General features: G+C 50.0%; 23 protein-coding genes and 1 pseudogene. 13 read left to right on the top strand and 11 right to left on the bottom strand.

Going from position 1 to position 25,038, the window contains the following annotated elements:
* The 5 genes from ACF8OF_RS13725 (at position 1) to ACF8OF_RS13745 (ending at position 5,878) form a co-directional block, all read left to right on the top strand.
* On the top strand, positions 1-777 hold the full coding sequence (locus ACF8OF_RS13725) for a sugar isomerase domain-containing protein (RefSeq protein WP_392496963.1): 777 nt from the start codon (positions 1-3) through the stop codon (positions 775-777).
* Positions 778-1,083: 306 nt separating this feature from the next.
* Positions 1,084-3,234 (top strand): TonB-dependent receptor plug domain-containing protein, encoded by a 2,151-nt coding sequence (locus ACF8OF_RS13730; RefSeq protein WP_392496964.1) that lies wholly within the window; start codon positions 1,084-1,086, stop codon positions 3,232-3,234.
* Positions 3,235-3,243: 9 nt separating this feature from the next.
* Entirely contained in the window at positions 3,244-4,155 is a 912-nt protein-coding gene (locus ACF8OF_RS13735; RefSeq protein ID WP_392496965.1) for an ABC transporter substrate-binding protein, read from the top strand.
* Positions 4,152-5,135, top strand: a complete 984-nt coding sequence (locus tag ACF8OF_RS13740; RefSeq protein ID WP_279797983.1) for an iron ABC transporter permease — start codon at positions 4,152-4,154, stop codon at positions 5,133-5,135. Before ACF8OF_RS13735 ends, ACF8OF_RS13740 begins: the two co-directional genes overlap by 4 nt.
* Positions 5,132-5,878 carry an ABC transporter ATP-binding protein gene (locus ACF8OF_RS13745; protein ID WP_392496966.1) on the top strand — a complete coding sequence of 249 codons (747 nt, stop codon included), beginning with the start codon at positions 5,132-5,134 and terminating at the stop codon, positions 5,876-5,878. The genes ACF8OF_RS13740 and ACF8OF_RS13745 overlap by 4 nt, the downstream gene beginning before the upstream one ends.
* A gap of 42 nt (positions 5,879-5,920) precedes the next feature.
* On the opposite strand, the gene ACF8OF_RS13750 is transcribed toward ACF8OF_RS13745, so the two are convergent.
* The 6 genes from ACF8OF_RS13750 to ACF8OF_RS13775 form a co-directional block, all read right to left on the bottom strand.
* Positions 5,921-7,021 (bottom strand): alkene reductase, encoded by a 1,101-nt coding sequence (locus ACF8OF_RS13750; protein WP_392497349.1) that lies wholly within the window; start codon positions 7,019-7,021, stop codon positions 5,921-5,923.
* Positions 7,022-7,097: 76 nt separating this feature from the next.
* On the bottom strand, positions 7,098-7,694 hold the full coding sequence (locus tag ACF8OF_RS13755) for a TetR/AcrR family transcriptional regulator (protein ID WP_046892117.1): 597 nt from the start codon (positions 7,692-7,694) through the stop codon (positions 7,098-7,100).
* Between the two features lie 37 nt (positions 7,695-7,731).
* Complete coding sequence (gene yegD, locus ACF8OF_RS13760) at positions 7,732-9,084, bottom strand: molecular chaperone (protein ID WP_392497350.1); 1,353 nt, start codon at positions 9,082-9,084, stop codon at positions 7,732-7,734.
* Between the two features lie 132 nt (positions 9,085-9,216).
* On the bottom strand, positions 9,217-10,146 hold the full coding sequence (locus ACF8OF_RS13765; RefSeq protein WP_262859162.1) for a Dyp-type peroxidase: 930 nt from the start codon (positions 10,144-10,146) through the stop codon (positions 9,217-9,219).
* 152 nt (positions 10,147-10,298) lie between these two features.
* Complete coding sequence (locus ACF8OF_RS13770) at positions 10,299-11,129, bottom strand: HAD family hydrolase (RefSeq protein ID WP_274369465.1); 831 nt, start codon at positions 11,127-11,129, stop codon at positions 10,299-10,301.
* The gene (locus tag ACF8OF_RS13775; protein ID WP_392496967.1) at positions 11,126-12,523 is read right to left on the bottom strand and encodes an amidohydrolase; all 1,398 of its coding nucleotides are present in this window, start codon (positions 12,521-12,523) and stop codon (positions 11,126-11,128) included. Before ACF8OF_RS13775 ends, ACF8OF_RS13770 begins: the two co-directional genes overlap by 4 nt.
* A 140-nt stretch (positions 12,524-12,663) precedes the next feature.
* Between ACF8OF_RS13775 and ACF8OF_RS13780 the strand changes: the two genes are divergently transcribed.
* Positions 12,664-13,125, top strand: coding sequence for a DUF1456 family protein (locus ACF8OF_RS13780; RefSeq protein ID WP_004237586.1), 462 nt, complete (start codon positions 12,664-12,666; stop codon positions 13,123-13,125).
* A 37-nt stretch (positions 13,126-13,162) separates the two neighbouring features.
* On the opposite strand, the gene ACF8OF_RS13785 is transcribed toward ACF8OF_RS13780, so the two are convergent.
* Positions 13,163-13,768, bottom strand: coding sequence for a rhomboid family intramembrane serine protease (locus ACF8OF_RS13785; protein ID WP_262882850.1), 606 nt, complete (start codon positions 13,766-13,768; stop codon positions 13,163-13,165).
* Between the two features lie 162 nt (positions 13,769-13,930).
* On the opposite strand from ACF8OF_RS13785, the gene ACF8OF_RS13790 reads away from it, so the two are divergent.
* From ACF8OF_RS13790 to ACF8OF_RS13800, 3 genes are all read left to right on the top strand, one after another.
* Positions 13,931-16,072, top strand: a complete 2,142-nt coding sequence (locus ACF8OF_RS13790) for a TonB-dependent siderophore receptor (RefSeq protein ID WP_392496968.1) — start codon at positions 13,931-13,933, stop codon at positions 16,070-16,072.
* A 13-nt stretch (positions 16,073-16,085) separates the two neighbouring features.
* Positions 16,086-17,015, top strand: a complete 930-nt coding sequence (locus ACF8OF_RS13795) for an ABC transporter substrate-binding protein (protein WP_392496969.1) — start codon at positions 16,086-16,088, stop codon at positions 17,013-17,015.
* A 237-nt stretch (positions 17,016-17,252) separates the two neighbouring features.
* Complete coding sequence (locus ACF8OF_RS13800; RefSeq protein ID WP_392496970.1) at positions 17,253-18,338, top strand: hypothetical protein; 1,086 nt, start codon at positions 17,253-17,255, stop codon at positions 18,336-18,338.
* A 194-nt stretch (positions 18,339-18,532) separates the two neighbouring features.
* On the opposite strand, the gene ACF8OF_RS13805 is transcribed toward ACF8OF_RS13800, so the two are convergent.
* The gene (locus ACF8OF_RS13805; RefSeq protein ID WP_392496971.1) at positions 18,533-19,486 is read right to left on the bottom strand and encodes a tyrosine-type recombinase/integrase; all 954 of its coding nucleotides are present in this window, start codon (positions 19,484-19,486) and stop codon (positions 18,533-18,535) included.
* An 871-nt stretch (positions 19,487-20,357) separates the two neighbouring features.
* On the opposite strand from ACF8OF_RS13805, the gene ACF8OF_RS13810 reads away from it, so the two are divergent.
* On the top strand, positions 20,358-20,492 hold the full coding sequence (locus ACF8OF_RS13810; RefSeq protein ID WP_392497351.1) for a Hok/Gef family protein: 135 nt from the start codon (positions 20,358-20,360) through the stop codon (positions 20,490-20,492).
* Positions 20,493-20,534: 42 nt separating this feature from the next.
* On the opposite strand, the gene ACF8OF_RS13815 is transcribed toward ACF8OF_RS13810, so the two are convergent.
* On the bottom strand, positions 20,535-21,179 hold the full coding sequence (locus ACF8OF_RS13815; RefSeq protein WP_279797967.1) for a LysE family transporter: 645 nt from the start codon (positions 21,177-21,179) through the stop codon (positions 20,535-20,537).
* Between the two features lie 313 nt (positions 21,180-21,492).
* On the opposite strand from ACF8OF_RS13815, the pseudogene ACF8OF_RS13820 reads away from it, so the two are divergent.
* From ACF8OF_RS13820 to ACF8OF_RS13830, 3 genes and pseudogenes are all read left to right on the top strand, one after another.
* Positions 21,493-21,615 (top strand): annotated as a pseudogene (locus ACF8OF_RS13820) (AcrB/AcrD/AcrF family protein); the annotation flags it as partial.
* A 99-nt stretch (positions 21,616-21,714) separates the two neighbouring features.
* Positions 21,715-22,128, top strand: coding sequence for a hypothetical protein (locus ACF8OF_RS13825; protein ID WP_392496972.1), 414 nt, complete (start codon positions 21,715-21,717; stop codon positions 22,126-22,128).
* A 197-nt stretch (positions 22,129-22,325) separates the two neighbouring features.
* Positions 22,326-22,625 (top strand): helix-turn-helix domain-containing protein, encoded by a 300-nt coding sequence (locus tag ACF8OF_RS13830; RefSeq protein ID WP_392496973.1) that lies wholly within the window; start codon positions 22,326-22,328, stop codon positions 22,623-22,625.
* A gap of 119 nt (positions 22,626-22,744) precedes the next feature.
* Here the strand turns inward: ACF8OF_RS13830 and ACF8OF_RS13835 are convergent, their stop codons facing one another.
* Positions 22,745-23,233 carry a RidA family protein gene (locus tag ACF8OF_RS13835; protein ID WP_274369479.1) on the bottom strand — a complete coding sequence of 163 codons (489 nt, stop codon included), beginning with the start codon at positions 23,231-23,233 and terminating at the stop codon, positions 22,745-22,747.
* 40 nt (positions 23,234-23,273) lie between these two features.
* Complete coding sequence (locus ACF8OF_RS13840) at positions 23,274-24,698, bottom strand: NAD(P)/FAD-dependent oxidoreductase (protein WP_392496974.1); 1,425 nt, start codon at positions 24,696-24,698, stop codon at positions 23,274-23,276.
* Positions 24,699-25,038: the final 340 nt, after the last annotated feature.

Genomic DNA, 25,038 nt, shown 5'->3' on the forward strand with positions numbered 1-25,038 from the left:
ATGATAAATACAACAACAGATCCGCTGGCGTTATCTGCGGAATATCTCAGCAAAATTACCGCACATCTGCACACCGTGCTGGACAGTAACCGCGATACGTTACCGCAGGCCGCCGCCCTGCTCGCAGAACAAATAGCCCGCGATAACCTGATCCACGTGGCGGCCTCCGGCGGGCATTCCAATCTCGGTCCTCAGGAGGTTTTTTTCCGTGCCGGGGGATTGATGCACATTAATCCGATCCTGGATGAAGGAACGCTGCTGACAAACGGCGCGCTGCGCTCAATGGCGATTGAGCGTCTGCCGGGATTCGGCAGCATTGTCATGAATAACAACCCGGTACAGGCCGGGGAAGTGATGGTACTTATCAATGCTTACGGTATTAATGCCTCGGTCATTGATATTGCCCTTGAAGCGAAAAAGCGCGGGGTGACGGTGATAGCAGTAACGTCGGTTGCCCACGCCGGGGAAACACCGGCAGATCACCCCGCGCGCCACCCTACCGGACAAAATCTGTGTGATATCGCCGACCTGGTGCTGGATTCTCATGTGCAGGTCGGTGATGCGGTTATGCAGATCCAGGGAATAACCCAGCAGGTGGCAGCCATGTCCACCTTTGCCAATGCATTTCTGCTCAATGCCCTGATAACCGAAACGGTAAATCTGCTGGCACAGCAAGGTATTGAACCGCCAATCTGGAAAAGCGGCAACGCCACCGGCGGCGATGACTGGAATCAGCAGTTTATTGATCGCTTCCGGCACCGCATCCGCTTATTGTAGCCTTATCCGGCGGCATCGTTCCGGTGCCGCCGGGTTTTTAACAATGCAGCATATTTTCAACATCTGCTCACCTTTCTTATTATCTCCCTGCGTGATTGTAACGGTTTGTTTTCAATTATCTTGACCACTTTCCCGTTTCAGACGATTAGTCATATTTTTTAGTGACTTAGCCTGCCCTGTTTTCTTAAGATGAAAACGGATCTCATTAACACTTGATGTTATTTGTGTCAGAAAAATTATTTCAGGGAATACACCGGATATAACCGGTGTCTTGGTCAGGCATTATATAAAAATGAGTTTTAAAAAATGAAAATAAACAGCAGGAAACTGGCGCTGGTTTCACTGATCCTGTCATATTCACAATTATCCTCCGGGGCGGAAAATACCGTAAAACAGGATACAGAAAACGGTAATACTTTAATTGTCACCGCGTCAGGGCGTGAAGAACAGCAGCGAAAATCCACCGTTACCACCCAGGTTATCGACAGCGACCAGATTGAACGCTCACGGGCGGAAAGTCTGACCGAATTACTGGCACAAAACAGTGTCGGTTTTTTCAGTGAATGGAGTCCCGGGCAGACATCCATTAATATCCGCGGTGCCGCAACGGATGGTCAGGGGAAAGATTTTGCCGGACAGGTGCTGGTATTAGTTAACGGCCGCCGTGCGGGAACCGCGAACTTATCCAAATTATCACCGAAAGATGTCAGCCGGATTGAAGTGATCCGGGGCCCTTCTTCGGTTATTTACGGCTCTCAGGCGATGGGCGGCGTGATTAATATTTTCCTGAAAAACGGATTAACCGACGAAGGCGGCAAAATCTCAGCAGAAACCGGATCCTGGGGGCTGGCACAGACTTACGGCGGCTATGGTTTTCAGAATGATGACGGCGATATTTACGGCTATGTCGGGTTTGAAGCCGGTCGCCGTGATGATTACCATTCCGGGAAAGGCGGCCACAAACAGGAAAATACCAACTGGGAACGTTTTGGTTTAAGCGGTAATTTAGGCTGGCAGATCAACGAAAGTAACCTGCTCGATGTCTCTTTGCGGACTGACGGTATTTATGATGGCGGTTTCCGTGGGTCAACCGGGAATATTTACGCTAAAGATACCCGTTATAACCGCTCAGCGGATGTGGTCTGGAAAAACGGCACCGATGACAGTATTTTCAGAATGAACAGCCACGCCTATTTTGTGCAGGACGTGGATAATTTCCGCTGGGCATCACCGTTAACCGCAAAAACCCGCAGTGATCATAACCGCCGTCAGCTGGATATTTACGGCGTGAAATTCCAGCCGGTGATTAAACTCCATGAGCAGAATGATCTGTTATTAGGGGTGGATTATGAATACAGCCGTCTGCGTTCAGAACGTAATCAGGTCAGTGTCAGCGGCAACCCGCTGAAACAATCCGCGCCGTATGATAATAACCAGACTGAAAACCAGTATGCCGTCTATTTTGATGACCGGCAGAGTTTATTTGACGACAGCTGGATAATCCGCGGCGGGATGCGTTATACCTACGGGAAAACCAATTTTGATAAAACACCGAACCTGGATAATCAGTTCACCGGCAGTGCCTCTTATAATCAGTTAACCTGGAGTCTCGGTACCAACTATCAGGTCAATGACTGGCTGAATCTGAAATCCTCTGTTGCCACCGGTTACCGTGCGCCGACCGCCACACAACTGGGCGCGGATTATATTACGCTGTCCGGCACGCAATATCTGGGCAACAGTTCACTGAAAGCAGAAAGTAACCGTCAGTTTGAAGTGGGTGCGACACTCGGTGACTCTTTGAACTCCGTGGATATTGCCCTCTTTCAGAATACGATTCAGAACAGAATACAGACCAACGTTCTGGCACCGAATGTCTACCAGTACGCCAACAGCGACGATGATATTGTGGTACGCGGACTGGAAATTAACAGCCGTGCCACCGTTAACCGTGTATTTGACTGGCAGACAGACTGGGATTGGGTCATGCGTTTAAACGGCAGCTGGAATTTCGATATGGAAGATAAAGGTGCCAAAATAACCGCAACCAATAACAGTAATAAAGTTCAGCGCATGTATCAGTATCAGGCGGCGTTTATTAACGAGCTTTATTTTACCAATGCCCGTTATCCGTGGAGTCTTCAGTTACAGGGCATTCTGCGCGGGCCGATGTGGTATAAAACAGAGGAAGGTATTATCCCGGAGGTCCGCCCTTATTCCTCGTATGTGATGCGCAAAGCGCCGTTTATGGTCTGGAATCTTCAGGCGGATGTGGATATCAGCCAGTCACTGACGCTGTACGGACGGATAGACAATATTCTGGATAAAAACGAACATCCGGTCTTTTTTGCCCTGGATGAAGACCCGTATATTATGCTGCCGTCGAAATCGAACGGTAGTCTCGGAACCTCTATGCCGGGCCGGTCATTTATTGCCGGTGTGACATACCGTTTTTAACCGGCAATAATGAAAGTCCTGATTATAATTATCACTCTGAGCATGGCCCTGTGCCATGCTCTGCCTGCTTTCAGTATGATGGCGCAATTATCTGTGCCGGTCACACTGAACGAAAAACCGCAGCGCATTGTGACTATCTTTTCATCAAATACCGAAATTGTGGCGATCCTCGGACTGGCTGACAATATCGCCGGTATTGATGCCTACACCTATTTCCCGGATGAAATCAAAAATAAACCGTTAATCGGCGGCCGCCTCGGGTTTTCCCTTGAGCGGATCATTGAACAGAAACCGGATCTGGTGATTATGACCCCTGCCCGCCAGGCCACGCATCAGTTATTAATACCGCTGCGCAAATTCGGCATTCCTGTACTGGTGCTGGAGGGAAACAGTATTGAGGAGATTATCCGTAATATCCGTCTGGTGGCGCAGGTCACCAAAACAACGGAAAAAGGCGAACAGGTGGCGGCGGAAATGGAACAGCGGCTGCATACTGTTCAGCAAAAACCCGCCGGTTACCGCGCACCAAGGGTTATTATGATCACCGGTCAGGTCAGTAACGGGTTATTACTGGTTGCCCGGCCGCAGGCATATAAGAAAACCCCCGGATATACCGCAGATTCTGTTTTAAAAGCGGGCGGAACGCTGGCACTGGAGGAATATAAACAGGCCGGACCGGCGCTGAAACAGGTATCACCGGAAGCCATCATCGCCGCCGATCCGGATATTATTCTGTACACCATCACCGGAGATAAAATCCGTAATTTACTGGCACTTCCCGGCTGGTCACAAATGAAAGCGGTAAAAAACAACGATATTTATCCGGTCAAAAGTGCGTATGTGCTTATTCCCGGCCCGCGGATTATTGACGGCATTGAATATATGTCTGACATATTTGAAAAATGGAGTCTGAAACAGTGAAAATTGTCAGCCTGTTATTCATCCTTTTCGCTGCATTTATTTTTTCAGCCTGTGCGGGTCACACCTGGGAAAGTCCGCTGAAAGTGCTCAGCGCCTTGTTTTACAGTGATGATCTGATATCCCGCTTATTAACTGAATGGCGTTTACCGCGTGTGATTACCGCCGGGTTTACCGGCGCATTACTGGGATTAAGCGGTGCCATTTTTCAGGGGGTATTCCGTAATCCGCTGGCAGAACCCTGGTTATTAGGATCTTCCGGCGGTGCGGCGATCGGCGGAACAGTGGCATTATTAGTCCCGCTCGGATTACCGCTGGCGGTATCACTGCCGTTATTTGCGTTCAGCGGCGCACTGGCGGCGATATTTATTGTGTTATCCGTCTCGCGGATTGCCGGGTCACTGGATACCGCCACACTGTTATTAACCGGGGTGGCGGTCAGTGCGGTATTAAATGCCGCCCGTTCGTTTATGATGATGGCATTATCCGATGAAAGTACCAGTCTTCAGGTGGTATTAAGCTGGATTCTGGGCGGAATACAAACCCCGTCCGGAGAAGGTCTGCTCATCAGCCTGATATTAACCCTGGCCGCCATTTTATTATCCGTTTATCTGTTATCTGACGGGCTGGATTTAATGGGACTGGACAGAACAATGGCAATGAGTTTCGGCTTATCGGTTGAACGGTTTACCGTGCTGGCCTTAATTGCCGGATCAGCCATTGTCGCAATTGCCGTTTCACTCGGCGGCGTTGTCGGGTTTATCGGATTGATTGCCCCGCATATTGCCCGCTGGCAGGTTGGTGCCCGTCATAAATATGTTCTGCCCGCCTCCGCTGTTATTGGTGCTGCACTGGTGATGTTCTCCGATGCATTATCGCGCAGCCTGCTGCCGCCGGGGGAAATACCGCTCGGGCTGATCACCGCCTTTATCGGCGGCCCTTTCTTTATTTATCTGCTGGCGAAACGGGTGAGAAAATCATGATCACAGTGAATAACCTGAACGTCCGTAAACAGGATAAAACAATACTGACGGTTGATTCCCTGCATTTACCCGCCAGAGGCAGCATTGCCCTTATCGGCCCGAACGGCTCCGGTAAATCCACGCTGATAAAAGCCTTATCCGGGCTTGACCGGGAGGTATTCAGTGCCGTTACTCTGGACGGAAAAAATGTCAGCCGTTATAAAGGCGCGGCGCGGATGCAGAAAATCGGTCTTATTCCACAGAGTTTTAATCCCTGCTGGGATCAGCGCACAGAGGAATTAATTTCGCTGGCCGCAGAACGGGCAGCTGACCCGAAAGCCGCAAAAGCATCTGCCTGCCGGAAATATGAATTACAGCCGTTACTGGATAAACACTGGCATATATTATCGGGCGGGGAAAAAAGCCGTGTTCTTACCGCAATGGCGCTGATGTGTGATCCGCCGGTGATATTTGCCGATGAACCGGGTGCAGCACTGGATATAAAACACCGGATGCAGCTGATTGAGGATTTAACGGCACAGGGAAAAGAAAAACTGGTGGTAGTGTGTCTGCACGAACTGGATATGGTATTCCGCTATTTTGAATCGGTTATTGTGTTATCACAGGGGAAATTACGTTATTTCGGCTCATCCGCGGCACTGCTGGGATCCTCTTTATTAAATGCGGTTTTTGATGTGGAATTCCGCAAAATAGAGATGGATGGCTACAGCACAGTGTATGCACATACGATTATCCGTCCGTAAAAATAACCCGGCGGCTGTTTTCTGCCGCCGGATTAATGTCTGTTATGCCATAAACGGATAATCGGTATACCCTTCGGCACCACCGCCGTAGAAGGATTCCGGACGCTGCGGGTTCAGCGGCGCTTTTTTCGCCAGACGTGCCGCCAGATCCGGGTTGGCGATATAATCACGGCCAAATGCCACCGCATCAATCAGCCCTTTTTCAATCAGATCTTCGGCTTTTTCCGGGGTATACGCACCGGCACCGATAATCACACCACGGAACAGAGAACGCACCTTACGACGGAAATCGTCGCTGTACGGCTGACCGCCTGCCCAATCCGGCTCAGACATATGCAGATAGGCGATATTACGTTTATTCAGTTCTTCAATCAGATACAGCGCATCCGCCTCTTCATCCGGGCCGTTGCTCATATTCTGGAATGAACCGATTGGTGATACACGGATCCCGATGCGTTCCGGTCCCCACTCCGCACAGACGGCATCCACAACTTCCAGTACCAGACGAGCACGGTTTTCGCGGCTACCGCCGTACTGATCGGTGCGGTGGTTGGCATCCGGCGATAAGAACTGATGCAGCAGATAACCGTGAGCGGAATGCAGCTCTGCCATATCAAACCCGGCCTCACGCGCATTGGCGACCGCCTGACGGAAATCATTTACAATGCCCGGGATTTCACTGGTTTCCAGCGCACGCGGCATGGAAGTATCAACGCGGATAGCGTGACCATTCTCATCACGCAGTGACGTGCGGGTTCCGGCACTGATCGCAGACGGTGCCACCGGTGCCTGTTGCCCCGGCTGAATGCTGTTATGGGAAATCCGCCCTGTATGCCACAACTGGACAGCAATGTGTCCGCCTGCGTCATGCACACCGGCTGTGATTTTTTTCCAGGCTGCAATCTGTTCCGGACTGTGCAGCCCCGGTGCACCGGCATAGCCTTTGGCCTGTGCCGAAATTTGAGTGGCTTCCGAGATGATCAGCCCGGCCCCGGCGCGCTGACGGTAATATTCCCCCATCAGCGGGGTCGGGATATCGCCGGGTTCGATACTGCGCAGCCGGGTCAACGGTGCCATAAAGACACGGTTCGGTGCGGTAAAGGCACCCACTTTCAGCGGGGTAAACAGTTTTTTCTGTGACAATGGTTGTTGTGACATAGTAACTCCGGATTAGACCAGTCGACTAGTTTTCAGGTAAATAAAAACGCCTGCGGAAAAATTACTCAGGCGCGGTAATCAGTGTTTCAACATGGGCCAGCGCACTTTCCAGCGGCGCGGTACTGCGGGAAATTTTTGCCTGCAGATTTGCCCCCAGCCATAACGAATAAAGTACCTGTGCGGTGTGCTGTGCATCCCTCTCAAACGTCAGTGATTTCTCTTTCTTTCCGTTTTCCAGGCTCTGCGCCAGCAGCGCGATCACTTTACTGACGCCTTTATCCATTGCAGCATTCATATCTTCCGATAAATCACACACTTCAGCGGATAATTTGACCGTCAGACAGCCCTGAATATGGCTGTGCTGACAGGCATTTTTCAGAATATCACCATAATACGCGAGAAACCGATCGCGGTAATTCCCTGCTCCGTGCTCAAAATGTCCGGTCAGGCGCTCCAGGTAATCTTCATAATAGCGTTCCAGCATGACAACGCCGAATAACTCCTTGGAGCGGAAATAATGATAAAACGATCCCTTTGGCACCCCGGCTGTTTTCAGCAGTTCGCTGAGCCCCATGCCGGTAAAGCCGTGCTGAAGACACAGGCGTTCGCCGGTGGCCAGAAGATGTTCGCGGGTATCGTGTTCAGTATGTTTGTTCATGACAATACTCTAATAGACCGACCGGTCTGTTGCAAGTTTATTTAAAACAAATTTCGCCCCAGCGCGCCAGACCGGCAGTTACTGAGCCGAAATCGTTTCCTCTGACCACCGGTATTCCCGGCAGCTGAGCTTCAATGGCACGGCATAATACCGGTGAACGCCCTGAGCCGCCGGTGATGAAGATAGCATCCGGTGTTGTGCCGCCCTGCTGCACTGCATCATTCACCAGGGAAATCATTTTATCTTTCGGGGAGGAAATCGATTCTTCCATCTCCGCCGCGCTGATCTCCGTTTCCAGCGTTTCGCTGAGCAGGCGGATTGCCGCACGATACGCCGGTGAGGCGGAAAGCGCGATTTTTGCCTCTTCCGCCCGGCGGACAATGCTGTAACCCAGGCTTTGGTTATATACGTCCAGCAAACGCTGTAGTTTTTCCGGTTCTGCCGCATCCCGTTTCAGCTGCTGTAACAGTGTGAGATTCTGACGCGAATAGAACTCTTTTTGTGCTTCGACATTATTAATGGCGATCGGGTTCCAGAATTGCATCAGCGGCATTTCGATACCGGAGGCCGCGCGGCTGTTCATGCCGAACAGCGGCATCAGTTGTTTAAAAGCCAGATAAATATCAAGGTCGTTTCCGCCGACCCGCTGTCCGCTGTGCCCCAGCAGACTGTCAGTGCGATCTGCCTGTCCCCGGTAACCCGGTCCCATGCGGATAAGTGAACAGTCGGTGGTACCGCCGCCGATATCGACCACCAGCACCGTCTGATCATTATTCAGCACTGATTCATATTCCAGCCCGGCAGCCACCGGTTCAAACTGAAAGGTCACGTTCTGAAAACCGGCCCGTTTTGCGGCGCGCAGAAGAATGGCTTCCGCCTGCTTATTCGCGTTTTCACCGCCCAAACCGTGGAAGTTGACCGGTCTGCCGATCACGGTTTCGGTGATCATTTCCTGTGTGGAAACTTCAGCCTGAGATTTGATATTCGCCATCATGGCGCAGACCAGATCCTCAAAGAAGCTGATTTGCACATCGTGCAGCCCGGATGCACCGAGAAAGGATTTCGGGGATTTGACGTAATAGACATCACGCGGATCACTGAGATACAGTTCCAGTGCCGACTGGCCGAACAGAATATCTTCCGGCACCAGTTCAATCCCTTCCTCACGGTTAAAGGCAACAGAACGGCGTAATAGTTGTTCGCCGGTATTATCTGACGGCGCAATATTACGGTGACGGAACAGGTGTTCAGATACGGATTCGCGTGTCGGTGCACACAAGGTGGACGGAATATAGACATTATCCCCCTCCAGCGGTAATAACACCGGAGTGCCCTCTTTCATTACTGCCACTGAGCAGTTGGATGTTCCGTAATCAAAACCAATAAACATAATGCCTCCGCTGTTTGCCATGCCGGAAAAAAGCCGGAAACTTTACCGCAGACAACGGGGAAATACCAATAAAAAACGCGGAAACAACAGGCGGGAAAGCAGATCCGGGCGTGATCTCCCGGATCCGGTCAGTTATTCAACATCATCCAGCATGGCCGGGGACGGAATAAAGAACAGAGTACCGGTCACGGCGGTACTGAATTTCAGTAATTCATCGGTGGCACCGGTTTCTTTCCCCGCGAACATATTTTCCAGCATTCTGCGGGTGGTGGAGAAATAACGGGCGTAGCCGATAAAATAGGTACCGTGCTCATTTTTGGCCGGATTGGAGAACGGCATATTGGCGCGGACAATTTTCAGGTCATTACCCTCTTCGTCCTGAATATTGGTCACCACATTGTGGGATCCCGGGATTTTCTGCTCATCGGTCAGTTCGACATCATTGAATTTATGACGGCCGATGACTTTTTCCTGATCTTCGGTGCTCAGGCTCTGCCAGGCATCCATATCGTGAATGTATTTCTGCACAAAGGCATAGCTGCCGCCGGCAAATCCCGGATCTTCGTCGCCGATAACCGCATACTCTTTGCGCTCATCCTCAAATTCCGGATTTTCTGTTCCATCGACAAAGCCAATAATCGCGCGTCCGTCCATATAGCGGAAGCCGTGAACTTCATCCTCACAGGTCACTGCACCGCTCAGAGCACGGCTGATGATGGAACCCAGCTCGTAACAGGCCGACACATTCAGGGCGCGGATATGAAAGAAGATATCACCGGGGGTGGATACGGCGGTAAAACGCGGTCCTTTAATCGCTTCAAAGGTATTCAGCTCACGGGGCTTACCCGCGTCCGGAAACAGTTTCTGCCACGCATCCGCCCCGAACCCCATCACACAACTGACTTCCAGTTTCGGAAAGCGGTTACGGATGCTGCGCAGAATACCGGACAGGTTATTACACAGCGTAACAACCGTCTCCCGCATTTGCGGGGTATCTGTCAGATTAAAAACGAGGAAATAGGAATTCTCACCGGGCGTGTCAGTCACATTTTGGTATTTCATACTTTCTCCATGCATTTCTTATTCTGAATAGTTTCTGTCGTTATGGTACACCAATTGACTGGTTGCGGACGGTGACCGGGCAAAAATATTCTGAACGGACATGTAACACCCGCATTATATGTGACAGTGTCACTAGTGCGGGTTTGCAGATCTCAGCGCTTACGGCTGAACAACTGTAACAGCCCTTTCACGGTCACATCCAGCTGGCTGCCTTCCTCGTAGTTTGCGGGTACTACATAATTTGCCCGCTCTTCCGCAATCAGCTTGCCGACCTTGTTCTGTGTTTCCGGGTTGCCCCATTTTTTCTGATCAAACACCGCCAGCGAGAAACCGCCCTGATAGCGCACCATTTTCATGGCCGGAATATCGGTATCACCATCCCCGAAATAGATCATATGGCGGAACTGCACTGCACGCTCTTCCTGCTCGATAAACTGGTTAACCGCCACATTATCCCATGAGTTATGTATCCCCTTGTTTATCCGGAATAAAAACTGTGTTTTGGTGGTGTAGTTGATAGCCTGAGCGGGCCACAGCGCGGTTTTTCCGTCAGCGGAATAGTGATATTTACAGGCAAAAATATCGCGGAATTCATGGCCGATAGCGGTGCCGCGGATCATACCGTCCAGTCCGCTGGACAGAATATAGTGTTCCGGGTCAAGTCCCTGTTCATGCGCCCAGGCATTGATACGGCTAAACCATTCGGTGACGCCGGGAAACAACGGAATCGTTGCACCGTGTTTCTTCAGATTTTCAACACTCAATTCAGATGACTGCCGGATATTGGCTTTCGCAGCCAGTAACCCCATATAGGACAGAATTTCGTCACCGTCATCGGCTTTGGCAAACCGCTTCACTTCCCGCCAGAATGCCTGAGTATCAGTGATCCCCAGTGCAGGCATCAGTCCGTGCTCCGGACAATCACCTTCTGCCAGTGTGCCGTCAAAGTCATAAATCAGCGCACATTTAAGTTTTTTTGTCATTTCACTTCTTCCCCTGAAGCGCGCACAGTTTCACGGACTTTCTCCGCAAAACGCTGTGCATCCTGAATAATTTCATTTTCATTGACGGTCAGTAACTGCCGGTCTTCCATCAGGATCACACCGTCCACAATGGTATGACGGACATTGGCACCGTTTGCACCATAAACCAGGGCGGCATACGGGCTGTACACCGGCACCATATTCGGCGCTTTGGTATCCACCACAATGATATCTGCCCGTTTTCCGGTTTCCAGCGAGCCGATTTTATCTTCCATATGCAGCGCACGGGCCGATCCCATGGTCGCCATTTTAACCACGGTCAGCGGCGGCATGGCTGCCCGGTTTTTGGTTTCCAGTTTATGGATTTTACCGACCAGATTGAGTTCATTCATGGTGGTCAGTGTATTGGAGGACATCGGGCCATCGGTACCGAGCCCGGTGCGGATCCCTTTTTCCAGCATTTGCGTGACCGGTGCCACGCCTTTGGCGGATTTGGTGTTGGCACTGATATTGTGTGCCACCCCGACATCATATTTCTTCAGCAGATTCAGGTCATTATCATCGGCCATAATCACATGTGCCGCCAACAGGCGGTTATTCAGCACGCCGATATCCGCCATATACTGCACCGGGCTTTTCCCGCCGGTGCGTTTGGCGATCTCGTCTTTTTCGCGGTCAGTTTCTGCCAGATGGATCATCACCGGCACATTCAGTTCTTCAGACAATGCCGCGATTTTCTGTAAGTTTTCAGTGGTATTGGTATACGGGCCATGCGGGGCAAATGCCGGTGTGATGCGCGGATGATCTTTGTATTCATTGATAAAGCGCACCGCATACGCGATCCCTTCTTCCGGGGTCTGTGCATCCGCAACCGGGAAATTAATAATGGTTTCCCCCAGCACGGCGCGTAAACCCGCCTTATCCACGGTCTTCGCAACTTCATCTTCGAAATAATACATATCGGCATAGGTAGTCACGCCGCCTTTAATCATTTCGATATTAGCCAGATTGGCGCCGGTACGTACCATATCGCGGGAAACCAGTTTATTTTCCAGCGGAAAAATATAGCGGTGCAGGCGATCCGGCACATCATCCCCGAGAGAGCGGAAAACCGTCATCGAGCCGTGAGTGTGGGTGTTTATCAGCCCCGGCATCACAATATCACCGTTTACATCCAGCACTTTTTTTGCCTGATATTTCGCTGTCAGCTCAGGGCCGCCGACGGCGACAATTTTGCCGTCACTGACCACCACGGTACCGTGCTCAAACACCGTATTGTCCGGGTTCATGGTCAGCACAGTGCCGTCTGTTATCATCAGATCTGCCGGGTCGGCAGCATAAGCGGAGCAGGCAGCGGCAAGCAGTGTGGTGGCAAATGCGCGGGACAATGACATAGTAACCTCATGACTGAACGGAAAAACCTACTATATCACCGCCATTAATCCACTTCCAACCAGCGGATTTCATTGAAATGCGGACGGATAATCACTAGTATTGCAGGGTTTATAACTCCCTCCATGGATAACCCCTGTTTATGCTGAATAACTATGTTCTGCGCAGTGTCCGCTACATGCTGGATCTGAGTGACGCAAAAATGGCCGAAATCACCGGACTTGCCGGATTAACTGTCACCAAAGCGCAGATGAGCGACTGGCTGAAAAAAGAAGACGAAGCGGATTATCAGCTTTGTGATGATAATGTGACCGGTCACTTTCTCAACGGACTGATTATTTTCCGCCGCGGTAAAGATGAAAGCCGTCCGGTTCCGGCGGTGGATGCCCGTCTGACCAACAACATAATTCTGAAAAAATTGCGCGTTGCGTTTGAACTGAAAGATACGGATATGGCGGATATTTTTCAGCGTGCCGACTTCCGGGTCTCAAAACCGGAAATCAGCGCCCTGTTCCGCAATCCGGATCATAAAAATTACCGCGACTGTGGTGATCAGCTGCTGCGTTATTTCCTGAAAGGTCTGACATCCCGCATCCGGGGCTGACAGATAATGATGCCGGGTGATAACACCCGGCAGAGTGTTATGCCGGTTTTTTGTTCTGTTTCCGTTTGCGGTATTGCAGCCAGCCGAATAAAACCCCTGCCACCGCGCCGCTCAGATGGGACTCAACAGAGACGAATTGCTGTCCCGGAAACAGTCCGCTGATCATGCCGCCGTAATAAATCAGCACCAGAATGCCGATAATAATATCCAGTGGTTTACGGCGAAAAATTCCCTGATAAATCAGTAATGCCCACAAGCCGAAGATCCAGCCGCTCGCCCCGACATGCACCGCCGTCCGCCCGAATAGCCAGACCAGCAACCCGCCGACAATAATAATAAACAGGGATGCCTTAATATAATGTTTCACCGACGGGATCATCAGTAGCACACTGAGAATTAACAGCGGCGGCAGATTACTGAATAAATGCCCCCAACTGCTGTGAATAAAAGGTGCAAGGAAAATACCGAACAGTCCGTTAACCGTACGCGGCTCAATGCCCAATGCGGTTAATCTCCCGCCGGTCAGTGTGGTCAGTAACTGTACTGCCATTAAAAACAGCACAAAATACAGCCCGTTTCTCAGATAGATTTTTATACCGCCCTGTGCGGGCAGTTCTGTGTTATTCAGTGTATTTTTTGTCATTTCCCGATCCGTTGGGTGATGGAGTCCGCCCCACTATAGCGAAATTCTGTGTCCCTTCCATCCTGATTTTTCAAATGCAAATGAAAATAATTACCATCATTATTGACTGTCGGTCAGTCAATGTATATGCTGCCGCTGTTCTGATCAACTGAGACAATCCTCATGCGCCGATTACTACGCTCTTACCCTGTCGTTATGACATCTGTTTTTTCTGCCTCTTTGCTGTCAGCCCCGCTTGCTTCAGCGGAACAGGAGGATGTGGTGTATGTCACCGCTGCGGATGATGTTCATTATGAGCCGCGCGGCTATGGTGCCCTGCGCCAGTCCTCGGCAACAAAAGGCACTGCCTCGCTGGCGGAAACGCCGCAATTTGTCTCAGTGATCCGCCGTGATCAGCTCGATACCCTGCCAGGTGAATCGCTCAGCAAAGCACTGCGCTACAGTGCCGGGGTAACCAGTGAAAAATACGGTGCCTTCGGCAACGGTATTGATTTTTCCAAAATGCGCGGGTTTGATGCGGATTATTATCTCGACGGCCTGCGGGTCGCGGGTAACAGCGGGATCTGGGGCGCACAGGTTGATTCCTGGCTGCTGGATAGCGTAGAGGCGGTTCACGGCCCGTCGTCTGCCCTGTATGGTCAGGGCGGTGCTGGTGGTGTAATTAACATGCAGTCGCGGCTGCCCCGGGCAGAAGAATCCCATCAGATTCAGTTTCAGAGCGGGAATTATGATAACAATGCACTGCGTTTTGACAGCACCGGCGCACTGAATGAGGATGAAACCTGGCTTTACCGGATGACCGGCTCGGCGGCATCATCCGGTTCACAGATTGAAAATACTAAACAGTCCCGTTACCTGATAGCACCGTCCGTCACCTGGCAGCCGCTGAATAACCTGAGCTGGACAGTGGCCGGTGTCCATCAGCATGATCCTTATGTCGGTTACTACAACACCCTTCCCGCCGCTGCCCTCGGCCTGTTGCCGTCGCCTTATGGCTCTCCGGACAGGCACCGCAACTACAGTAATCCGGATCATGAAAAATCGGCCCGGACACAGCAATCTGTCACTTCACTAATCAGCTGGCAGGTATCGGATTCACTGACACTGAAACAGAACCTCCGCTATGCGGATGTGAAAACCCATATCCGCCGTGATTTTACGCGCGGATTTGTGCAGGACGGACGTTTGCTGACCGCGGTATATCAGGATTCCCCGTCCCGGGCCAGAACCCTGGCGGCGGATAATCAGCTGATTTACAAAACCCTCACCGGCCCGGTATCCCATGAAATTCTGACCGGTTTCGATCTTCAGACCGGCAAGCTGGATAAGGACTGGTCAGGCTCACAAACGGTAACATTTGATCCGTACGGTTCTCACTACCGCCCGCAGTTTACGCCGCACATGACCTCATCCACCTCCACCGGACAGACTTACCGGCGCTATGGTGTTTATGTACAGGATCATCTGCGCTGGCAGCAATGGAGCCTGATTTTAAGCGGTCGTTATGATGATTCTTCACTGAAAACCACTAACAGCCTCAGCGGAACAACAGAGAAAAATGATACTTCGGCTTATAGTCACCGTGCCGGGCTGACCTACACGTTCGGCAACGGTTTTTCTCCCTGGATAAGTCTCTCCGACAGTTTTGACCCGGTATTGGGAACAGACGCAGACGGCAAGGCATTTGTGCCGACAGAATCTGACCAGACAGAAGCCGGGGTAAAATACCTGAGTGACACCGGCGATATTATGGCAAGCCTCGCGGTGTATGAGCTGACACAGAAAAATGTCACCACCCATAACCCGAAAAACCCGGATTACTATAACCAGACCGGCAAAGTCCGCTCCCGCGGGCTGGAGTTTGAGAGTCGCATGTCCGTGACACCGTCACTTAATGTTATGCTGGGTTATGCTTTTACCGATAATGTGATCACCGAATCGGATGACAAATCCGTACTGAATAAACGCCCAGTTCAGGTGCCGCGTCACAGCGGCTCACTCTGGGCGGATTACCGCTTTCACGGACGTTATCTTGACGGCGCGCTGATCGGTGCCGGTGTCCGCTATCTCGGTGCGACGCAGGGGGATAACACCAACAGCTTTACTGTGCCTGCTGTCTGGCTGGGGGATCTCAGCCTGCGTTATCAGATGGACGCGCTGACACCGGAACTGAGTGGGATGGAGCTGGGTGTCACCATCAGCAATATCGCCAATACCTCTTATGTGGCGGGCTGTACCAGTTCCACTTATTGCAGTATCGGCAATGACCGCACCGTTGTCGCCACCCTCAATTATTTCTTCTGAGAGCGGTGACACTATGGATCATCTGAAACGAAATCTGCTGAAACACAGCCTGCTGTTTTCCGCACTGGCTGCACTGCCGGGCGGATTATCCGCCGCACCGGAACAGCCGTTCATTACCGATATACGCGGACGACAGATTAACTGCCGGATCACACCACAGCGGATCTATGTGGCAGATGCCTCCCTGATGTTTCTGTACGCCTCACTGACCGGAAAACAGCTGACAGAAAAACTGACGGCGATCCCGGCAGCATTCCGCCATGCGGACGGACTGAGCTATCAGCAATACTGCCGGGCGTTTCCGGCACTGACTGTCCTGCCACACCTTGCACCACTGACCGGGGCACAGGCAAACACAGAAACCATTGTTGATCTGCACCCTGATATTATTTTTGTCACCACCGGTACATTTTCCGCCATGGAAACCGGCGGGATCAGCGCATTACTGGAACGCGCCGGAATACAGATTGTTGTACTGGATATGAGTATCAGTCCGCTGAAAAACACGCCGCGCAGTATCGCCATTATGGGTACTGTTCTTGGTGTGCCGGACAGATCCGCTGAGATGATCGCCTTTATTCACTCACATCTTGCTCTCGTGACATCGCGGCTGGCTGCCGCACCTTACCGCCCGGTACCGGTTCTGCTGGAACGCGCCGCCGGATTCAGTGCAGAGTGCTGCTATGCCTACGGTAACGGCAATTTCGCGGAATTTCTGGCCTGTGCGGGCGGTAAGAATATTGGTGCGAATTATATTGACGGCACCTACGGGACGCTGAATCAGGAAACCATCATCCATACCCGGCCGGAGAAAGTGATTGTCACCGGCGGGCAATGGCAGAGCTATAACCCCGGCGGTGACTGGGTAGGGCTCGGCCCGGGGGCTGATCTTGCAGTGGCGGAAAAACAGCTGGCTGTTCTGATGAAACGCCCCCGCCTTTAAAACCCTCGCCGCCGTACAACAACGGGCGTGTTATGCCATCTGGCACGCTTTTTATGACAGCCCTTTCGGCTTTATCGCAGCCCTGAAATTCGCCGCCTGGCTGCATCCGGCACTGTTTGCGGATATTGATGCTGACGCGGTATTCCGTAAATTTTATCAGCAGTTTCTGCCGGTGCCGTGGCAGCCGGGTTACTGGGTATCACTGCGCCCGGAATCATAACGATAAGGATAATATTGATGACAACAATTTTTTCACCCGATGCACTGCGGGTCAAAACAGAGAAAGAGAGTCAGGGACGGCGGACCGTAATCTATTCCGCCAAAGGTCAGCCGAATTTTATGTATCAGATTTGCCGTGATGCTCTCCCTGCTCTGCATCCGGCATTTCGTGTGAACGGACGGATAATTGATGCCTTTTTCTATGCCTGCTACCTAGGCAGCCTGCATGACGGCGAGCTTATCAGTCAGCCGGGAAAAGCACCGGCCTGTCACCTGGATCTGGCGGTATTTCGGCAACTGGCGCAGCAGACCGGGCCGGGATTTCATCTCAGCAGTAATGCGGAATGGGCGGCACTGATGCATTGTATTGATCAGCAAAATGTTATTCCGGACGGTAATACCGATTATGGCCGCAGCCTGCGTCATCCGGAGCAAAGCGCGGTACGGATTGACGGCAAACCAGCCGGTGATCTCAGCGGGGAAGCTAACACACTGACCGGTTCACCCCATCCGGACTGGTATCATAATCAGCAACTGACCGGGATCAGCGACCTGTGCGGAAATCTGTGGGAATGGCAGACCGGAGTCCGGCTGATAGCGGGTGAGATTCAGCTTATCCGTGATAATGATATCAGTGAATTGCCGGCAGATGCGCCGCTGTTATGGCAGGCAGTCAATATGCAGAGCGGGAAATATTGTGAGCCCGGCAGCCCCGGGACGGCAAAATATGATTCGCCGTCTGCCTGTCTGACCGGCAACGGCGGCACACCAGTGCTGTCAGAAAATATGACACATTATAACGGCTCCCCGGCTGACAACAGCTATCCGCCGGGACTGCTCGACGGCCCGTTCTTCAGCATGAAAACAGCCGGTAATCTGCCGGTGCCGCATCTGTTACAACTGAACGGACTCGCGCCGTACGGAGAAAAACCGCAGACTGACCAGATTTACCTGCGTAATTACGGGGAGCGGGCACTGATGCGTGGCGGTGCCTGGTATTCGCAGGAATTTGCCGGGGTCAGTGCTTTTTGTCTGAGCCACGCCGCACTGCACCGCAGTGCCACTGTCGGCGCGCGCACAGCGTGGATAGCGCCGCGCGGCTGATTAAAACCAGGCTCCGACAGCCAGTAACGCGCCTGAAATAAAGCGGCAAAATGAGCTGATGTACCAGAAGCAGTCACTGTTTCCTTTAACGCGGTTTTTCATCAGCGGATATATGGATTATTTGCTCTTTGTATTTTTCTAAAACGTTTAATATCACATGTTGTACAACTCGAGTTGCCATAGAGAATCATCGTTCAGTATTGAAGATTACGTGCAGCAGCTTCTAAGCGTGTTACACCTCGTTTATCATATCGCTGTGTAGTAGCAACACTACTGTGCCCCATAGCTTCCCTGACAGTTAACAGGTCCTCGCCGAGCTCTAATAGTTTCGTTCCATAGGTTCGGCGGCAGTCGTGGGGTGTAAATGACGCTGAATTTGAATCTTTTACCAATTTTTCAATAATATAGCGCAAACCATCAGTGGTTATTCTATCGCATGTCACATCTTCATTTTTACGTATACGGGTGAAAACTGCACCAGCATGATCACCTCTGACGGTTTCTATCCATAAGCGGGTACGCCGCAGAGTGTCATTTGGCATAAAATTGGTTCTTTCTTTATTCCCCTTCCCCATGATTTTCACGGCATAATTATCGAAATTAATATCTTCAATATCTAATAAAGTCACTTCTGCACGCCGTAAACCACAGCCCAGCATTATCGAAACTATCGCCGCATCACGTATAGAGGCTGCGGTATTTAGGCTATCAAGGTACTGATAAATAGCAATTATTTCGCTACGATTCAGTGAGCGCCCCCGACCAACCCGATTGCCCCGAATACGCCGTATGCTTCTAATATCCTGATAGGTATCACTGTCTATGACTCGTGATGCTCTGGCTTCTTCAGCCACCCCTTTAATCGCACTCAGGATCAGGTTGATACTATTAGGAGTCTTTTTCTCCAGTATTAACTTCTGAAGCACCAACTGGACTGAATCCCGATCCATGACAGACCAATCAAAAGTAAACGGGTCCACAGCACGAAACATTTTCACCACCGAGCTCAGGCATGAACGCATTGTTTTTTGGCTTTGTTTGGATCGCAATCTTAACAAGTAGCTCGTGGCTGGATTACTGGTATTTTTCGTGATGTTATTGACATCGGGAACACTTATTACGGTGTCACGCAAAACTAACTCCCCCATCAGAGTCTCCATTACGGCAAAAATTCTACAAAAATTTAAGGTTAATTCTGGTGCCTCGGACTGTATACATTCCCACAAACCGGAAAAGATTTTAAGTTACTACATTAAATGTATATTTAACCGAGTAAAGGGTAGCACAGGTATTTATCATCAGAAAGCACTTGTGCGCGTATTTATACTCATGATAGATCCGGCTTTTTTGTTGCAAAATTATTTCAGCTTGATACGCGGTAAAAGTAGGAATGATTTATACATTTTGGAAATACGTTGTTCTTGTAAAGCTATTAGCCTGCATAACTAAGTCTGATTTTAAATAGATAATAACCATTACGAAATAGTGAACGATATATTTAACAAACCCAATAAGTAACTTAATTTTTTAAAACTATTTATTAAAGTGACTTTAGTTAAGTTATAAAATAATCTTTTAATTATCGCTTTTTATTCCACAAGAAAATAACCAAGGCGAAAAATGAAAATAGTCACTAATAATCAGTTAGTTGCAAGGTAATTAATTGCTTTATTGATTATTTTTTAATAATGTTTGTGATGTGTATTTAGATAATCTTTATGGATTTGTTCGTAAATTGCATTGAACATTTTACATTGTGATATTTTTATCTCAGAAAAAATTAGCAACAGAATTAAGATATGATGTTTCCATTATGAATTAACAGTATGTATCTTAATAATAAGCTGCTAGTATTGGCTCGGGTGCTTGAATCATTTCGGTTCAGGCATAGCCTTGAACCAGAAAGACGAAAGCCCCGAATTGCGATGTTAATCTCAATCCGAGGCAGTCTACTAACCATCAATTAGATTCTGTCTCCTTTTACCCAAGGAGTCAAGAGGAATGAGCAAATTTGCCCTTATGGGGCTGATTGCTGTGTGTATCACAGTTCTGTGCTTTTCGTTGTTAATGCGTGATCGTTTATGTTCACTAAATTTTAGCAATGGGGGTACAGATATGTCAAAACACACATATGAGGGTGTAAGTACACCATAAAGGGTGAATCAGGGTCATCTTTTATAATCGCCAATACAGATATCAATTTTGTTGGAACAACTCCGCAGCCCCCTGATAAATCAGACGGGCCGCGAGTGCGCCGAGTAACACGCCCACCACTTTACCGACCACACGATGAATGCGGGAATAGGTGCGGCGCACGGAGATCAGGGAAAATGTGCGGCAGAGAATAATACGCCAGATAAGTGATACCGTGATAATACCAAACCACAGGGTGATTTTTGCCCACAACGGCGTTTGCGGTGTCAGTGTGACCGAGAAAATACTGATAAAAAACAGGATGGTCTGCGGATTAGAGAGATCAGAAATCAGCCCGCGCCGGAAATAACGCAGCGCATGCTGTGCCGGTAATGTACTGTCGGTATTGAGATTCAACTGCGTCCGGTTACGGAAAACCGTTACCGCATACCACAACAGATAAGCGCCGCCCGCTGCTTTAATCAGCGAAAAAAAAGCCCCGAACTCATGCATCAGCGTGACCAGCCCGAATAATCCCAGCCCCGAGTAAATCGCATTACCCAGCACCACGCCGTAACCGCAGGTCAACCCGGCTTTTTGTCCGGAACTCAATGTGGTCTGCACCACAATAAACAGATTTGCTCCGGGATTGAAAAAGGTCAGGACAAACAGAAAAAGCGTGACGGCAATGCTGTGCAGCGGATCCATAACGGGTTTCTCCCCTGTAAAACGTAATTCAGCTTAACGAAAAATCGCGGCTTAACGCGTGTTTACGGAAAACCAGACTATTTAGCTTATTTTAGCGGGCAATGCTTCCGGACGGAAATTGTACCATGATGAAAAACCGCGTTTTGATAGTGGCCACACTCTTTTTATCTTCTGTATCACCTGCCAGCCGGGCGGATGATGTGCGGGTCAGTGTAACGCATCCGCAAACAGTCCGATCGGCACCGGTCATTACTCTGCCGGAATATCAAAATCTTCATGTGACAGTGTCACAACCGGAGTGCGGTGATATGGAGGGTTCCGCGCTCCGATGGCGGTCGCGGTTATCGGCGGGCTGATAAGCTCCACGATTTTCAGCCTGTTGTTTGTACTGATGATTTACACCTTTATCGATGATCTGAAAAAAGCATTGTTATAGCGTCTGGCAAAACTGACCTCCGTCACCAAAGCCGACCCGGATGTGAAGGAATGGTAAACCTGTGTTACGATCAGCCGGTTATTCAGGGAGAGAAATATCATGATGACACACCGGCTGTTCTCTGTTTTTGCACTGTTTTTATTGCTGCCCGCCTCCGCCGGTTATGCGGAGAAAACACAAGATAATCTGTATGCGTCATGCCGCCAGCATAATGAAGGCGAAGTTTATGACGGTCTGAATACATACCGCTGTTTCTTTATTAAACAAAATATCCGCGGAGTCTATTCCCGTTACCGGAACGATTTTTATCAGCCTGAAGATCTGAAAAAATCCCTGCCCGGGAAAGACATGACCTACCAGACGGCGGACGCAGAGATCCGTTACCACTGGCTGTCACCGGACAAACTGGAAATGACTGTCACTCACCGCGTTGCCATTGAAGAATACCGGTATCTTTTCACTGAAAAGCAAGACGGCACAGTGTTGGACATTGAGGCGGAGACAGGGTATTGAATTAACCATTATAAGTCATATAGTTACCGTCCTCATTTTTATCTTTCATGCAGGCTTATTCAGAAATGTTGTATCAAAATACAGCATTGACATATAAGCCTGGGCTTATTAAATTATATAAGTCATAACTTATGGATGGTGAGTTGTGTGGACAGTCTTATTTTCCTCATATCTTGCAGCAGCAAAGGAATAAACCGATGAAAACATTACAGGAAGTGATAGCCGCTCAACCACCGGAGAGCCGTGAGCGGATAAAACGACTGACTGATGAGCTGGTTCTTGAAACCGGGCTGCAACTTCTCAGAGAAGAACTTCATATCTCTCAGAAAATGCTGGCAACTACTCTTGGTATATCACAGCCGGCTGTTACTCAGATTGAGCGGCGCGGTAATGACGTCAAACTGGCAACGCTGAAACGCTATATTGAGGCCATGGGCGGAACACTCCGTCTGACGATTGAACTGCCAACCGGTGATAACCGGATTTTTCGTGTCTGACTTCCGGCTCTCTGACATAAAAAACCATCATCCGAAGGCCTGTTATGTATCGTTATTCCTCAATAAAAAACGGGTTTGCTCCTTCCGGAGGCAAACCCGCTGTTAACACACGGATACGATTACGGACGGACAGCGGTCACTTCGATCTCTACACGCCATGCCGGGTTTGCTAATTTTGAAACCTGAACAGTGGTACGCGCCGGTAATTTATTACCGGAATCTTTGTCATTGTAGTATTTGGAATAACCGGCCATAAAGCCAGCGAAATCCATCGTACCGTTAGTCTCTTCACCACCGACCAGGAAGACCTGCATTTTCACCACGTCTTTCATTTCCAGACCCAGCTCAGCCAGGTGAGCTTTGATCTGTTCCATGATATTAATGGTCTGTGCTTCAGTATTACCGTATGACGCCAGAACACCTTCCGGCGCGTCTTTGGACATTTTGGTCGGTACTTTGCCGCTGAGGAAAATAATATCTTTGCTGCTGCTGATTTCCACAGATTCAGAGATAGGCATACCGTTCAGTTTATGATGAACAACACCTTCTGACGCATGAGCCACGCCCCAGACCAGCGGAAGAGCTAACAGTAAACTTTTATAACGCATATTAAGCCTCTTAATAGTATCAACGTAAGTAATCAGAAAATTAACTAAAACGTGAAAGACTAAACGGAGCCGGATCAATAACCGGTTTTTTACCGGTCACGATGTCCGCGGTGATCTCACCGGATGCCGGACCTTCTGTCATACCCCAGACAGTCGCGGTGTTGATCACCAGACCCGGATACTCTTTCACTTCAGAAATAATCGGCAGTTCGTCGTAGGTTGGTGCGACGACCGCGCCCCAGCGTTCAACGACTTTCGATTGTTCAAATACCGGGAATTCCGCTTTCATGCGGGCAAATACCGCATCCAGGTGTTCGGTATTCTGTGTGGCGGTCGCGATGCGGTAAGTCTCGAACGGCGTGACTTCATCCAGGTTCCAGGATGTCGCCATTTTGAAGGAGTTAAACAGATCTTCACCGATAGAGAATTCCAGCGGCAGTTCACCACCGCCCAGCAGATGCAGGAATTTCGGCCCCAGCAGGAAGCTGTCTTTCACCACGGAACTGGTGAAGATACGTGGTGCCACGGCATAAGTGCCGTCCGCCTGTTCGCGGAAGTGAATGCCGCTCGGCAGATGCACGTTACCGCGCGGTGCCCCCGGAACGCCGGAAACACGCTGTTGTGACAGATAAACGTTGAGCGTCGGGATATCAATGCCCAGATTACCCATAAACAAACGTGACCAGATACCGCCGGTCAGTACCACATGAGCGGTTTTGATAGCGCCCTTCTCGGTGACCACATCAGAGACTTTACCGCCGGCGGTTTCAATACCGCGTACCGCGCAGTTGGTGTAAATTTTCACGCCCAGGGATTTGGCATACTGCGCCAGCACCGGTACACCTGTTTCCGGGTCAACACTGCCTGAATCTTCTTCAAAACCGGCAATCGGCCAGTCAGTTTTGGCATCAACCAGGCGTTTTTTCAGTTCGTCACCCTGAATAAAGCGGGTATTGAGCGGCGCTTCAAAATCTGCCGCCCACTCTTTGGCATTTTCAACCCAGGCCTGTGAGTTTGCGAGATCTTCCGCGCCTGACGGTACCTCAACACGGCCCTGAGTGCGGTAGCTGGTATCTGCCCCGATTTTCTCGTTCATACCGCGCCATAACATTTTACCGTAATGGTGCAGCGGGAAGATTTCTTTGGATGTTTTGTAGCTGATGATCTGACTGTAAGCCCGTCCTGCCTGCTCACCGGCGATTTCCCCTTTTTCCAGGACGGTGACGCTCATGCCTCTTTCCGCCAGGTTAATCGCTGTCATGATCCCCATCATACCGCCGCCGATAATCACGGCATCGGACTCTTTCGGTAATGCACCTTCGGTGCCGTCAACATGTTTTGCGCGTGAAGTCGATTCAACAAATTTGCCGTCGCGGCGAACCATAGGCACTAATACTGAAGCACCACCCGCCAGAACGCCGGCAGCACCAACCCCTAAAATTAACTTTCTGCGTGAGATTTTCATCTAAAGCCTCATCATTATCTGTAATATTTGTGTGGCATTTTTTAATTAAATAGCACGCTAATTATAACAATTATCATTATAATGTTAATGAATATAGTGTCATGTTAATAATAACGGGACTTAAGATAAGCTTTATCAGGAATACCCGATACAAAGTGTCGGATTTAACGAGGTGATGTGCAGAATGCAGACCGGATATTCTGTAGTGTAACCAGCTGTAAATATTGTAAACCATCGTTATTATAGTGAATAAGGCTGTAATTCGGGGTTGATTAAGAAACTGTTACAATGAGGGGTAAATAAAACGCCGGATGCCACAGCAGCAACCCGCGCTTTATGA

It is taken from the genome of Morganella sp. TYF_1 (assembly GCF_043105645.1).
Taxonomy (GTDB): domain Bacteria; phylum Pseudomonadota; class Gammaproteobacteria; order Enterobacterales; family Enterobacteriaceae; genus Morganella; species Morganella morganii_B.

Bases quoted from the DNA above. Each gene is read 5' to 3' on its own strand.
- ACF8OF_RS13835 (WP_274369479.1), bottom strand. From the start codon at position 23,233: ATGCGTTATAAAAGTTTACTGTTAGCTCTTCCGCTGGTCTGGGGCGTG.
- ACF8OF_RS13800 (WP_392496970.1), top strand. From the start codon at position 17,253: ATGACAACAATTTTTTCACCCGATGCACTGCGGGTCAAAACAGAGAAA.
- ACF8OF_RS13730 (WP_392496964.1), top strand. From the start codon at position 1,084: ATGAAAATAAACAGCAGGAAACTGGCGCTGGTTTCACTGATCCTGTCA.
- ACF8OF_RS13780 (WP_004237586.1), top strand. From the start codon at position 12,664: ATGCTGAATAACTATGTTCTGCGCAGTGTCCGCTACATGCTGGATCTG.
- ACF8OF_RS13735 (WP_392496965.1), top strand. From the start codon at position 3,244: ATGAAAGTCCTGATTATAATTATCACTCTGAGCATGGCCCTGTGCCAT.
- ACF8OF_RS13795 (WP_392496969.1), top strand. From the start codon at position 16,086: ATGGATCATCTGAAACGAAATCTGCTGAAACACAGCCTGCTGTTTTCC.
- ACF8OF_RS13770 (WP_274369465.1), bottom strand. From the start codon at position 11,129: ATGACAAAAAAACTTAAATGTGCGCTGATTTATGACTTTGACGGCACA.
- yegD (WP_392497350.1), bottom strand. From the start codon at position 9,084: ATGTTTATTGGTTTTGATTACGGAACATCCAACTGCTCAGTGGCAGTA.
- ACF8OF_RS13785 (WP_262882850.1), bottom strand. From the start codon at position 13,768: ATGACAAAAAATACACTGAATAACACAGAACTGCCCGCACAGGGCGGT.
- ACF8OF_RS13725 (WP_392496963.1), top strand. From the start codon at position 1: ATGATAAATACAACAACAGATCCGCTGGCGTTATCTGCGGAATATCTC.
- ACF8OF_RS13775 (WP_392496967.1), bottom strand. From the start codon at position 12,523: ATGTCATTGTCCCGCGCATTTGCCACCACACTGCTTGCCGCTGCCTGC.
- ACF8OF_RS13830 (WP_392496973.1), top strand. From the start codon at position 22,326: ATGAAAACATTACAGGAAGTGATAGCCGCTCAACCACCGGAGAGCCGT.
- ACF8OF_RS13815 (WP_279797967.1), bottom strand. From the start codon at position 21,179: ATGGATCCGCTGCACAGCATTGCCGTCACGCTTTTTCTGTTTGTCCTG.
- ACF8OF_RS13805 (WP_392496971.1), bottom strand. From the start codon at position 19,486: ATGGGGGAGTTAGTTTTGCGTGACACCGTAATAAGTGTTCCCGATGTC.
- ACF8OF_RS13765 (WP_262859162.1), bottom strand. From the start codon at position 10,146: ATGAAATACCAAAATGTGACTGACACGCCCGGTGAGAATTCCTATTTC.
- ACF8OF_RS13840 (WP_392496974.1), bottom strand. From the start codon at position 24,698: ATGAAAATCTCACGCAGAAAGTTAATTTTAGGGGTTGGTGCTGCCGGC.
- ACF8OF_RS13790 (WP_392496968.1), top strand. From the start codon at position 13,931: ATGCGCCGATTACTACGCTCTTACCCTGTCGTTATGACATCTGTTTTT.
- ACF8OF_RS13825 (WP_392496972.1), top strand. From the start codon at position 21,715: ATGATGACACACCGGCTGTTCTCTGTTTTTGCACTGTTTTTATTGCTG.
- ACF8OF_RS13745 (WP_392496966.1), top strand. From the start codon at position 5,132: ATGATCACAGTGAATAACCTGAACGTCCGTAAACAGGATAAAACAATA.
- ACF8OF_RS13810 (WP_392497351.1), top strand. From the start codon at position 20,358: ATGGGGCTGATTGCTGTGTGTATCACAGTTCTGTGCTTTTCGTTGTTA.
- ACF8OF_RS13755 (WP_046892117.1), bottom strand. From the start codon at position 7,694: ATGAACAAACATACTGAACACGATACCCGCGAACATCTTCTGGCCACC.